The sequence below is a fragment of the Methylovorus sp. MM2 genome, assembly GCF_001648895.1.
Lineage (GTDB): Bacteria > Pseudomonadota > Gammaproteobacteria > Burkholderiales > Methylophilaceae > MM1.
Genome location: NZ_LXUF01000001.1, coordinates 1,403,391 through 1,415,761, shown reverse-complemented (window position 1 = coordinate 1,415,761; position 12,371 = coordinate 1,403,391). Strand labels below are relative to the sequence as shown.

At 46.5% G+C, this 12,371-nt stretch carries 8 protein-coding genes; 4 read left to right on the top strand and 4 right to left on the bottom strand.

Features of this window, described 5'->3' with window-relative positions; all coding sequences use genetic code 11:
• The first annotated feature begins 14 nt into the window (after positions 1–14).
• On the top strand, positions 15–1,340 hold the full coding sequence (gene rimO, locus A7981_RS06745; protein ID WP_067265854.1) for a 30S ribosomal protein S12 methylthiotransferase RimO: 1,326 nt from the start codon (positions 15–17) through the stop codon (positions 1,338–1,340).
• Positions 1,341–1,354: 14 nt separating this feature from the next.
• Here the strand turns inward: rimO and A7981_RS06740 are convergent, their stop codons facing one another.
• The 3 genes from A7981_RS06740 to A7981_RS06730 form a co-directional block, all read right to left on the bottom strand.
• Positions 1,355–1,678, bottom strand: coding sequence for a hypothetical protein (locus A7981_RS06740; RefSeq protein WP_067265849.1), 324 nt, complete (start codon positions 1,676–1,678; stop codon positions 1,355–1,357).
• A gap of 51 nt (positions 1,679–1,729) precedes the next feature.
• On the bottom strand, positions 1,730–3,889 hold the full coding sequence (locus A7981_RS06735) for a bifunctional diguanylate cyclase/phosphodiesterase (protein WP_067265845.1): 2,160 nt from the start codon (positions 3,887–3,889) through the stop codon (positions 1,730–1,732).
• Positions 3,890–4,099: 210 nt separating this feature from the next.
• On the bottom strand, positions 4,100–4,717 hold the full coding sequence (locus A7981_RS06730; RefSeq protein ID WP_067265842.1) for a TetR family transcriptional regulator: 618 nt from the start codon (positions 4,715–4,717) through the stop codon (positions 4,100–4,102).
• 115 nt (positions 4,718–4,832) lie between these two features.
• Between A7981_RS06730 and A7981_RS06725 the strand changes: the two genes are divergently transcribed.
• The 3 genes from A7981_RS06725 to A7981_RS06715 are packed head-to-tail and all read left to right on the top strand — an operon-like array spanning position 4,833 to position 10,587.
• Entirely contained in the window at positions 4,833–6,035 is a 1,203-nt protein-coding gene (locus tag A7981_RS06725; protein WP_174545139.1) for an efflux RND transporter periplasmic adaptor subunit, read from the top strand.
• A gap of 12 nt (positions 6,036–6,047) precedes the next feature.
• On the top strand, positions 6,048–9,146 hold the full coding sequence (locus A7981_RS06720) for an efflux RND transporter permease subunit (RefSeq protein WP_067265832.1): 3,099 nt from the start codon (positions 6,048–6,050) through the stop codon (positions 9,144–9,146).
• Between the two features lie 10 nt (positions 9,147–9,156).
• Complete coding sequence (locus tag A7981_RS06715; protein WP_067265829.1) at positions 9,157–10,587, top strand: efflux transporter outer membrane subunit; 1,431 nt, start codon at positions 9,157–9,159, stop codon at positions 10,585–10,587.
• Positions 10,588–10,599: 12 nt separating this feature from the next.
• Here A7981_RS06715 and A7981_RS06710 read toward each other — a convergent pair whose 3' ends face one another.
• On the bottom strand, positions 10,600–12,249 hold the full coding sequence (locus tag A7981_RS06710; protein ID WP_067265825.1) for a hypothetical protein: 1,650 nt from the start codon (positions 12,247–12,249) through the stop codon (positions 10,600–10,602).
• Between the last annotated feature and the right edge of the window lie 122 nt (positions 12,250–12,371).

Below are 12,371 nucleotides of genomic sequence, written 5' to 3'. Positions count from 1 at the left end.
AAAGTTAATTTATTATGAATCAATCAGTACCCAAAGTTGGTTTTGTCTCTTTAGGATGCCCTAAGGCATCTTCAGATTCAGAACGTATCCTGACCCAGTTGCGGGCAGAGGGCTATGCCATCTCATCGTCATATCAGGATTCTGATCTGGTCGTAGTGAATACTTGTGGCTTTATAGACAGCGCCGTGCAAGAGTCTTTAGATGCCATAGGTGAAGCGCTGACTGAGAACGGTAAAGTGATTGTCACTGGTTGTTTGGGTGCCAAGGCAGGTGTCGTAAAGAATGCGCACCCGAGTGTACTTGCCGTTACAGGGCCGCATGCCCTTGAAGAAGTCATGACAGCCGTACATGCGAATTTACCTAAACTGCATGATCCATATACAGATTTAGTACCACCGCAAGGTATTCGTTTAACGCCTAAACATTACGCATACCTCAAGATATCTGAGGGATGTAATCATCGCTGTAGTTTTTGCATCATCCCTTCAATGCGTGGCGACCTGGTGAGCCGCCCCATCGGCGATGTTATGCAAGAGGCAGAAAATCTTGTGAAGGCAGGTGTTTCAGAGCTGCTGGTGATCTCCCAAGACACCAGTGCGTATGGTGTCGATGTTAAATACCGTACAGGTTTCTGGAATGGTCGTCCGATAAAAACACGTATGACTGATCTGGCCAGTGCACTAGGTGAGCTTGGTGTATGGGTTCGTATGCATTATGTTTATCCATACCCACATGTGGATGAAATTATTCCTCTGATGGCGGATGGGTTGATATTACCGTATCTTGATGTTCCATTTCAGCATGCAAGTCCGCGCATCTTAAAGGCAATGAAGCGCCCAGCTAGTAGCGAAAACAATCTGGCTAGAATCAATTCGTGGCGTGAAGTTTGCCCTGATATTACGATTCGTAGCACATTCATTGTTGGCTTCCCCGGCGAAACGGACGATGATTTCGAGCAGTTGCTAAACTTTTTGCGTGAAGCTCAGCTGGATCGTGTCGGGGGTTTTGCTTATTCTCCTGTCGATGGTGCGCCTGCAAATCAACTGGATAACCCCGTGCCAGAATCTTTAAAACAAGAGCGCTTGGCTCGGTTTATGGAAGTGCAGGAAGAAATCAGCGCGCAAAAGCTGCAACAAAAGATAGGCAGAATTGAAATGGTGCTTGTCGATGAAGTCGATGGTGATGAAGCTATTGGCCGTACAAGTGCAGATGCGCCCGAGATCGATGGCGTTGTTTACTTATCTGGAGCAGATGGATTGCAGCCTGGCGATATGGTGGAAGCGCAAATCACCAGCTCCGATGGACATGATCTGTGGGCGTCACCGCCTAATAGGCATTAAGAAACTCTAAGTTGTCAGGCAAATAGGTCGGCGAATACCGGTTTAGGTTTTTCGCTATCCGCGCGATCTTCAAGAAAATCCAGTGTAAAAGGGCACCTGTTCGGCTTGCGCGAAGCTTTACGTTTTTTTGCTGTGGTGGTTTGCGTATCAATATACGGGGTTTGGCTAACGCGGATGTAGCCTGAGGCAAGTAGTTTTTGCGTGGTTGTCTCAAACAGGCTCAGGGGGTTATCTATATTCTGCAATGTGATCACATGCTTGCTCACTTTAAGCACGTGATACATCACAAACTTACCTGATGCCTGCTTGCCGTAAATCTCACCAGATTGTATATCCACAAAATCCCTTAGCGTGTCATTCTTTGGAGCATCATAGCGCCATCAAACTGACTATACAAGCGCGTGTATGCTATTTACATGAGCCACTATCTGGTTAAATGGAATAGGCTTGCTATAGAGATAGCCTTGCATCTCATTACAGCCTATCGATATCAGAAAATCGCGTTGCAGTTCAGTTTCCACACCCTCGGCAATCACATTTAACCCAAGGTTTTGACCAAGCGACACAATTGCCTTAAGAATCGCCTGATTCGCAGAGTCTTGCTCTAACTCCCATACAAAGCTTCTATCTATCTTTAAATTATCAATAGGGAAGTGTTTGAGATAACCCATGCTTGAATATCCGGTGCCAAAATCATCGATCGCTAGCTTCACGCCAAGTGATTTCAAGTTTTTTAGAATATCGATGAATTTAGAGGTTTGTTCAATCAGCGTACCTTCGGTAATCTCTATCTCAAGATACTCAGGAGGCAGTCCGGTTTTTGCCAATACGGCCTCAACTTCAGATACAAGCTGCCTTTCATAAAATTGACGTGGCGATACGTTGATCGATACGGGCAACCTAATGCCTGTCTGTTTATATAAATCAACGGCTTGTTTGCACGCCGTTTGCATGACCCAGCTACCAATCGATTCGATCAGGCTGCTTTCTTCTGCAATCGGGATAAATTTTGTAGGTGGAATCAAGCCATGGGTTGGACTGTTCCAACGAATCAGTGCTTCAAAGCCCGTCAATTTTTGTGTCAGGAAGCTGACTTTGGGCTGATAGTGCAAAATGAACTCATCATGAATCAGCGCCTGCCGCATGCTGTATTCAAGTTCAAGGCGTTCGATAAGTGCTGAGTTGAGCTCTTGTGTGAAGAACTGGAAGTTATTCTTGCCAGCTTCCTTGGCTTTGTACATCGCAGTATCGGCATTTCTTAGCAAGGTCTCGCTATCGTTACCATCTTCAGGGTAGATGCTAATGCCTAGGCTGCAAGTGATCACAAATTCGCGATCATCGATGATGCAAGGTTCTGCCGTCTTAGTCAGTATGCGTTGCAGTGTTTGGCCTAGTGCTTCAAGGCCGGACATGTCTGATAATACCAGTACGAACTCATCACCGCCTGGCCTTGCCACCGTGTCGCTTTCACGCACACAGCTTTCAAGACGTTGTGCCATCGATATGAGTAACTTGTCGCCAACATGGTGCCCCATGCTGTCGTTTACATTCTTGAATTGATCAAGATCCACAAATACAACGGCCACTTGTGAGCTTGTGCGTTCTGCATGATTGATCGCCTGTTGTAAGCGATCTTTCAGTAGCACTCTGTTGGGTAGGCCGCTTAAATCATCGTGCGTCGCCTGATATTCGATGAGCTCGTTATAGTTTTTGCGCTCGGTGATATCTTCTACAGTGCCTTCGTAATAAAGGAGCTTGCCTTTTTCATCCCTTACTGCCCGTGCATTTTCCGATATCCATATCGTGCTGCCATCCGCTCGATAGATTTCCGATTCAAAGTTTGTTACACGTTTCTGTTGCTGCATGAGTTCTGCAAACTCATGACGGCTGGTTGATTTTACATACAGTTGGTGCTCAATATCGTTAAGCGATGCAATCAAATCTTCTGGGGATTCAAATCCGTATATCTTGGCCAAAGCAGGATTTGCGCTCAGATATCGTCCATCAGGGCTGGTCTGGAAAATACCTTCCACCGTATTCTCAAAGATACTGCGATAGCGCTGTTCTGCTTGCTTTAGGTCATGCTCGAATCTCTTATTAATCGTGATGTCTTGGATAAAGCCTTCAAGCGCTTCTAGTTTGCCGGATTCATTGAATATGCCGGTGCCTCGCTCCATGACCCAACGAATTTCGCCGCTGGCGTTGAGAATTCTGTATTCAACCTCAAAGCGCTGGCGGGATTCCATTGCTATTTCTACCAAGTCGCGGACGCCTTGGCGATCTTCTTCCAGCGTGATTTCCTGAAAGGATACTTTGTCGTTGTTTAAAAGCTCTTCGACTTTATAACCGGTAAGATCGTAACAACCATCACTGACGAAGAGCATGGTCCAATGTTCGTCACACAGGCAACAGTAGGCCATGCCGTCAAGGTTGCTCAGTAACGAATCTAAAACATGTTCACGATTGTTCAGCCAATTCTGGATAAAAGCATTGGCACCGGAAGTGTTTGATTGGTCTACTGGGCTATTAAGTGCTACACGCAACCGCATGGAGTCGATACTTTCCTTATTTGATTACAGTTGCTGGACATGCGACTAGTTAATCTGTCATCGGCTAGATTACAGCAAACTTTAGGCCAGACGGTTAATTGAGCGCATTATTAATATAAAACAGCGCTGAGGCGATGCGATTAAATTAAATACGTGCTTGGCTATGGTGCGTATGATCTATGGGCGCTCGTCATTGGTGCAAAGCGTTTTTTATTTACGACGTAGGTTGATATGGGTTTTGATCATGGCAAGTGCATGCGGGCGTAATTGTGTGCCTTCAATGTCTTTTACCCACATATGGAGGAGGCCGGAAAAGAATAGGTGGGTATCCATGGCCAGCTCGGCAGGGGTTAGGTCACCTGCTAATAGGCCTTTAACCTGCGCGCGTTCGTAAGTGAGTCTCACATTCTCAATAATGCCTGAGCAGGTAGATATCATTTGCCGTAGTACGGCTTCAAATTCATCTACATATTCACATTTCAGCATCATGATTTCATAAGTTTGGCGTGTCTCAATACTGTCATTCAACACCTTTATAGTGCCAGACAAGAAGTTTTCGATACGCGTTAACGGATCTGTGGAACCTTCAACTAGCAAGGTATCATCCATGCGATCAATTAAAGGTAAGAATACGCGATCACGCAACGCGTAGAGGAGGTCGGTCTTATTGTTGAAGTGCCAGTAGATGGCGCCACGGGTGACACCAGCTTGCGTGGCTACTTGTTCCATGCTCGTGCGACTTACGCCGCGAACCAGAAAGACATCTCTTGCCGCATCGATGATACGTTGACGTGTTAGTTCAGCATCTTCTTTGGTTTTACGAACCATGATATCTTTAGCCTCTCAAACAAAATTCTATTTACATACATACATGTTTGTATGTAATATACATACATTCAAGAATGTAAGCAAATAAATTGGTTTATTAGACATGGAGTTATGCATGGCATCTTTCAAGTTCAACCTCAGCGATTCTTATATTAACGGGCTGTCACTGACAAAAAGTTCACATAAGGCGATTTTATCTGTGTTGATCACAGGATTGGTCTTAGTGGGCTGTGGCAAGGCAGACCCTAACGCTGGCAAGATGCCGCCCATGCCAGTCAGTGTGATTGAAGTTCAGCCAAGTACAGTACCTATTAGTGCCGAAGCAGTAGCCCAGACTGAAGGTGCCAAGGAAGTGGAAATAAGACCAAGGGTTGGCGGTATATTACTCAAGCGACTATATGAAGAAGGTACGTCAGTGAAGGCTGGCCAAGCCATGTTTTTAATTGATCCAGTGCCTTATGAAATAGCATTGGCTCAGGCGCGTGCTTCACTGGCTCAGCAAAAAGCAAAAGTAGCGCAGACAGAACGTGAAGAAGCTAGACTGAAAAATCTGTTGGCTACGCAATCAGTCAGTCAGCGCGAGTTCGACAATTCACTATCAGATAATGATGTTGCAAAAGCGGCATTGTTGCAGTATGAGGCAAGTGTGCGCGAAGCCGAGCTGAATCTTTCATATACCACGGTGACTGCGCCTGTTAGCGGTATCTCTGGCCGCTTCCAGTTTTCTGAGGGGGCTTTGGTTTCAGCCAATACCAGCTTGTTGACGACGGTTGTGCAGCTTTCGCCGATTTGGGTGCGCTTCAGTTTTTCTGATAGCGAATTGGCAAAGCTTGGCGGTCATTTGAATGACCAGAATGTGACACAGGTGCAATTGGTTTTACCTGACGGCAGTGAGTACGCTCAAAAAGGTAAGATCAATTTTGCAGCGAGCCAGATCGATCCCACTTTAGGTACACAGCAACTGCGCGCTACTTTCGAGAATGCAGATAAGCGTCTGTTGCCTGGGCAGTTTGTTCGCGCACGCATTACTACAGGGTCGCATGATGGCGTCTTTCTTGTGCCTCAGGCTGCAGTTTCTTCCGCAGCGCAAAGCAAATTTGTTTATGTGGTCAATGATAAAAATGAAGCGACTGTTAGGCCTGTTATTCCCGGTGATTGGGTAGGTACAAACTGGATTATCCTTGATGGGTTGCAAGCTGGTGACAAAGTGATTGTCGACAATATCATCAAATTGCGTCCTGGCGCTCCGGTGACACCGCATCCATTTGGTGAAGCCCCTGCTGGCGCCCCAGCAGCACAATCTTCTAAGCAGTCTTAAAGCGCTACGATCATGACTAGATTCTTTATTACACGCCCTATCTTTGCTTCGGTATTGTCTATTATTTTGGTGCTGGCAGGATTTGCTGCGTCCATGAAGCTACCAATCGCGCAATATCCGCAGATTGCACCGCCTACTGTGATTGTGACAGCTACCTACCCAGGTGCTAGTGCCGATACCTTGTCTAAAACCGTGGCAGCACCGATTGAGGAGCAGTTGAGCGGGGTTGAAGGTCTGCTTTACTTTAATTCAAGTGCAGACTCCAGTGGTACTTTGACTATTACAGCAACCTTTGAGCAGGGGACTGATGTCGATCAGGCTACTTTTAACGTGAGCAATCGCGTTAATATCGCTACACCGCGCTTACCGGATGAAGTGCGTCGCACAGGCTTGATTGTTCAAAAGCGTTCGAATGACATCTTGATGGCGGCGATGCTGATTTCGCCAAGTAAAAAATATGATCCGCTATATCTGAGTAACTACGCCACTTTGAACGTGGTTGATGAGATGAAGCGCATCAAGGGCGTAGGGGATGTCACCATCTTTGGTGGTCAGGATTATGCGATGCGTATCTGGCTTAAGCCTGACCGTATGGCGCAGCTTGGTGTAAGTACAACGGATGTTGCCAATGCGATACGCGCGCAGAATGCGCAGTATGCTGCCGGTAAAATTGGTGCAGACCCATCACCTAAAGATCAGCAGATCGTTTATACAGTCACCGCTAAGGGGCGTTTGATTGATCCTTCACAGTTTGCCAATATTATTGTGCGTGCTAATGGCCCTAATGGCGTTTTACGCCTGAAGGATATTGCTCGCATCGAGTTGGGCGCCCAAACCTATAATGTGAGCAGTACGCTTGATGGCCAGCCGGGCGTTGCCATGGCGATTTTCCTGCAGACTGGTGCTAATGCGCTTGATACTGCGAATGCAATCAAAGCCAAGCTGGATGAGTTGAAGCAACGTTTCCCGGAAGGCATGGATTATCGTATTCCTTACGATACCAGTGATTTTGTTAAAGCTTCTATCGAAGAGGTAGTGAAGACCTTGGGCGAAGCCATGGTGCTGGTTGTGCTTGTGGTTTTCATCTTCCTTCAAAGCTGGCGCGCTACGTTGATTCCTATCATCGCAGTGCCAATCTCCTTGATTGGTACATTCGCCGGTCTATGGATATTCGGGTTCTCTATCAATACGTTGACCTTGTTTGCGATGGTCTTGGCTATAGGTATTGTGGTGGATGATGCGATCGTAGTGCTTGAGAACATTGAGCGATTGATGTCAGAAGAAAAACTATCGCCTATCAATGCAGCGATTAAGTCTATGCAACAGGTTTCTGGTGCAGTAGTCGCGATTGTGTTGGTGTTGTGTGCTGTGTTCGTACCTGTTGCTTTCATGGGAGGTATCGCAGGTGAGTTGTATCGCCAGTTTGCGGTAACGGTAGCCGTAGCAGTGGTTATTTCAGGGATGGTGGCTTTGACACTTACGCCAGCTTTGTGCGCGATCTTATTGAAATCATCCGAGCACGAATCCAAGTTCTTTAAGCCGTTCAATAGACAATTTTTGAGATTGACTAACTTTTATACCAATACGGTATCGTTGACTCTGCACCACAGAATAGTGGGTGCACTTGTCTTTGCAGGCATTATTGCAGTTGCCATTATCCTGTTCATTCGGGTTCCAGGCAGTTTCGTGCCGCCAGAAGATCAAGGTTATGTCATTTCTGCAGTCATCATGCCTGATGGCGCAACCTTGAGCCGTACTACCAAGACTATGGAGTCTGTGCGTTCTGCGATATCGCAGAATCCTGCAGTGGCAACCGAGTTTGTAATCAATGGGTTCGACCTGATTGGCGGCGGTAATAAAACGAGTGCCGCAACCATGTTCGTTCGTATGAAAGACTGGTCAGAACGTAAGGCCAATGCGGATGATATTGTGGGGCAGTTGTTTGGCATCGGCATGCAGCAGCCTGATGGTCTGGCAATCGCTTTTAATCCACCTGCGATTCGAGGCTTGGGCAATTCTGGTGGTTTCGAGGTGTATGTACAAAGCCGTGGTGACCCTAATCCAATGAACCTGTTCAGTGTGGTCACTGACTTTATGGGTGCTCTTAAACAAGAGCCAAGGCTTGCTGGCATCAATACGTTTTTCCGTCCTACGGTACCACAACTGTTTGTTGAAGTGGATGAGGCTAAAGCTATTTCACAAAATGTGGCCGTGAGTGACGTTTACGATACGCTGCAAAGCACAATGGGTCAGCTCTATGTAAATGACTTCAACTTGGCCGGTCGTACTTATCGAGTACAACTGCAGGCTGATGCGCAATACCGCATGAAACCAGAAGATCTGGGTAAGGTGTATGTGCGGTCAAGTACAGGCAGCATGGTACCGCTTTCGGCCTTGAGTAAAACGACGAATATCGTCGGTGCAGAACAACTGGAACGCTACAACGGACTATTATCTGCCAAGATATTAGGCGGCGGTGCACCGGGTGTGAGTTCTGGTGATGCAATCAAGCTGGTTGAAAAGATCGCCAGAGAAAACCTGCCTGATGGCTATCAAATCGCTTGGACAGGTCAGGCTTATCAGGAAAAACGTACTGGTTCAGCCGCGATCTTTGCTTTCAGCTTTGCGATTATCATGGTGTTCCTGATCCTAGCTGCGCAATTCGAGACATGGGTATTACCATTGGCTGTGATCATGGCGGTTCCATTCGCACTGGTCGGTGCATTACTTGCTGTGATGATTCGTGGCATGCCTAACGATATCTACTTCCAGATTGGCCTTGTGACGCTTGTCGGCCTTGCAGCAAAGAATGCGATTTTGATCGTAGAGTTTGCAAGCCAGAAACTTGAAGAAGGTTTGCCAGTGATGGAGGCTGCGATTGAGGCTGCACGTCTGCGTTTCCGCCCGATTGTGATGACCTCAATGGCTTTTGTCTTAGGTATGGTACCGCTGGTGTTTGCTACAGGTGCAGGTTCTGCGGCTCGACGCTCAATGGGTACGGGGGTATTTGGCGGTATGTTGCTAGCAACGTTTGTCGCTACCATATTCATCCCACTCTTTTTCTCTTGGTTGACAGGGACGAAGAGCAAAAGAACAGCAGAACACGAATAAAAGGAAATTGATGATGTCGCGTATTAAACTTACCCATATGGCAGTGATCGCTGCCTTATTGCCCGGATGTGCATTGATAGGCCCTGATTATAAAAGGCCTGAAAATAATGTGCCTGCGAAATATAGCGAGGCTGATAGTGCGCAAGGCCAAACTGAGGCTGCGATCTCAAGTACGTGGTGGGAGCTATACCAAGACCCTACATTGAATGAATTGGTCGCTAAGGCATTAAAAAATAATACGGATATGAAAGTCGCTGCGGCACGTGTTGAGGAGGCTGATGCTTACTTGCGTGAAGTTGGCGCAGCGCTTTTTCCCCAGATTAATCTGGATTCAAGTGCCAGCCGTTCACGTATTTCGCAGCTAGGCGCAACCCCTTTGCCTGCGGGCATAAACCCGATTCGTGAAAACTATAATATCCGATTGGGTACATCTTTTGAGCTGGATTTCTGGGGTAAATTGCGCCGCGCTAAAGAATCTGCACGCGCACAAGCGCTTTCTACTCGATACGCAAAAGATACCGTTGGTTTATCTCTAGAAGGTCTGGTTGCAAGCAATTATTTATTGCTGCGGAGCCTTGAGGCACAAATACAGGTATCTAACGATAGTCTGCGTAGCCGCGCTGAAAGCCTTTCGCTGACTAAACGCAGGCTTGATGGTGGTGTGGCTTCGGCGCTGGATGTGAATCAGGCTGAAGTTGCCAACTCTAACCTTATTGCGCAAGTCGCTGATCTGGTTCAGCAGCGTGCCATTGTGGAACATCAATTGGCAGTATTGACGGGTGATCTTGATTTAAAAGTCGCCGCAGGTAATCTTGATAGCTTGCCTATCCCACCTGTTCCACCAACTGGGCTGCCATCAAGCTTGCTTGAAGCGCGCCCAGATGTACGCCAGGCCGAGCAGAGTATGGTGGCTGCTAACGCTAATATTGGCGTAGCTAAAGCTGCGTTGTTCCCGACGATTACATTAACTGCTAATTATGGTGGTGAGAGTGCGGAGCTTGGGGATGTGCTTAAATCTGCTGCCCGCATCTGGAGTGGCGGGCTAGGTTTAAACTTGCCTATTTTTGATGCAGGTAGACTCTCTGCGCGTGTCGATCAGGCGACAGCGCAACAGAAACAAACACTTGCTTCATATGAAGGTACTATCCAAACAGCATTTAAAGAGGTAAATGATGCCTTGGTGACTGTGCGTCAAAGTGCTGAGCGTGAAGCCGCGCTGAAGAACAGCAAAGAGTCCGCCCAAAAAGCGTTACAAATCGCTGAAAATCGCTATAAATCCGGCTATTCGGGTTATCTTGATGTGCTTGATTCGCAGCGAGTATATAACGATGCGGCATTGGCATTCATCCAAAGCCGTCAATCACGTCTTGTCGCGACTGTTGATTTGTTCAAGTCTTTAGGCGGTGGCTGGGAATCTGAAACGCAGCAATCTCAACAATAAGAAACCGCTGGGCTAGATTTGGCTATCTAGCTCTACTCTGGCCCAGTCTTCTTTCGCTTCTATCGGCGCGCCGAGTTTAAGTATGCTTTTGCTCTCAGCGCTACTGATTTGGTAGACAGCATGATATTGAAATTTCAATCTTGGCAATACAATCGAAACTGATTCTGATATGCCCGCTTCGATGCCTAGATATAGTCCTTGGAACCCTGCAACGATATTAAGGGCACCAGCAGCATCTGTTCTCTGTACTGGCTCATCTTTCTTTTCAGTGGGCGTCATTTGAATTAAAGAGGGCTGTTTCGATAACACCTCAACGCCAATATGACTTTGCCCTGTAGGAAGCACCTTGACGCTTTTTATCGTACCGATCACTACCGTATCTTTTTCGTTTTCAATCACAAGTCCAATCAGCATGTCTGGTTTGAGTGGCTTGGCGAACTCTTTATTCACGAGCGCGCCGTAACCTTTAGGGCTCTCGTCGGTGATCGTCCATTGTCCACCCGTCATGTAAGGGGGTAGGCTCATTGTCGGGTTGGATTTCGCAACGGTGTGCGATGAAAGTCTTTCTTCAAATGATTTCGCGTCAGAAACTCTGGCGTTTTTAATCGCGTTTCTAGCTGAGAGGTATTTTATCTGCGTGCAAATGGTCTCGATGCCAAATGTGATCGTTGCTGTCCGTAGTGTTGTATTCCTCTCTTCTTTGCGCCGTTGTCTGCGGTAACCGTTTTTTGCCCATTCAGAATGCAATTGTTGAATTAATTCGGGCAATTCAGGGTAGCTTGCCAACTGTTCGAGCGCAAACTTCTCTAAAGTCAACTTAAGGTTCTTCGATTGAATTAAAACCTCAAAAGCCAGTGACACATTATCCATGTTCCAGTAACGGCAAGTTGGGGTAGGGGTGAAGTTGCGCACTCTACGCCCGCCTTTATCTACAGCAAGATCCATGTAGAAAAGAAACTCTTTTTCGTTGTAAACATCGGTGATTTTGACATCAGCCATCAGTTTTTTCAGTATCTGAGCAACTAGATCGATTTCTTGGCGACGCATGTTCGACTGATCAACAGAGTCTAATAATAATGCCTGCACAAGTGTGGCACTTAATGTTGTGGTTCGCGTGCCTTCGTAGGGTTTGATCGGTTGGTTTAACAACCCTTTTTCTTCTGCCGTTTTATACAGGCTAAAGATTTGCAGCCAAACCGCATCTGGTGCTGGCTGATGCCTGTAATAGCGGAGTTTGACCATCGCAAAAGCGGCCCGCATCGTACGAATCAGTAATAGTAATAACTGAGGCTTATTGATTTCGGGTTTTTTGGTTTCTAGATCAATATGCTTACGGTAATTCAGGAAAAGCTGACGATAGTAGTAGTAGGTAGTCTCTGATATCCGTGATTCAAGTTCTGGGCGTAGATTCTCAAATTTGGTGTACTGCGATAGCACTTTTAGGATGTGTTCATTATTGTGTTCATCAACGCGCGTCAGTATGGCTAAGCGTATTTCCTCATCTGAAATGAGAATGTCATCACGAAGTTTGGCTAAATGTTGAGTAGCTGTATGGAGGGCGGTAAGGTCGTCCATACCCTCAAGATCATCCAGCCACAGGATATGTGAGGCGATCGGATCCCTGACGGGTTTAGTGATAAATTTTTTTATAAGAGACTTCATTCACTACTCAACCTCAATGTACAACCTTTATATTTTTATTCTTAAGACTTAGATTTCTTATTATGTTCCTACATTTATTTACAATCATGCCTTATTTAGCCATTGCTGTAAAACATGATGTA

Coding starts and splice junctions, on each gene's coding strand:
- rimO (WP_067265854.1), top strand. CDS start 15: ATGAATCAATCAGTACCCAAAGTTGGTTTTGTCTCTTTAGGATGCCCT.
- A7981_RS06735 (WP_067265845.1), bottom strand. CDS start 3,889: ATGCGGTTGCGTGTAGCACTTAATAGCCCAGTAGACCAATCAAACACT.
- A7981_RS06730 (WP_067265842.1), bottom strand. CDS start 4,717: ATGGTTCGTAAAACCAAAGAAGATGCTGAACTAACACGTCAACGTATC.
- A7981_RS06725 (WP_174545139.1), top strand. CDS start 4,833: ATGGCATCTTTCAAGTTCAACCTCAGCGATTCTTATATTAACGGGCTG.
- A7981_RS06720 (WP_067265832.1), top strand. CDS start 6,048: ATGACTAGATTCTTTATTACACGCCCTATCTTTGCTTCGGTATTGTCT.
- A7981_RS06715 (WP_067265829.1), top strand. CDS start 9,157: ATGATGTCGCGTATTAAACTTACCCATATGGCAGTGATCGCTGCCTTA.
- A7981_RS06710 (WP_067265825.1), bottom strand. CDS start 12,249: ATGAAGTCTCTTATAAAAAAATTTATCACTAAACCCGTCAGGGATCCG.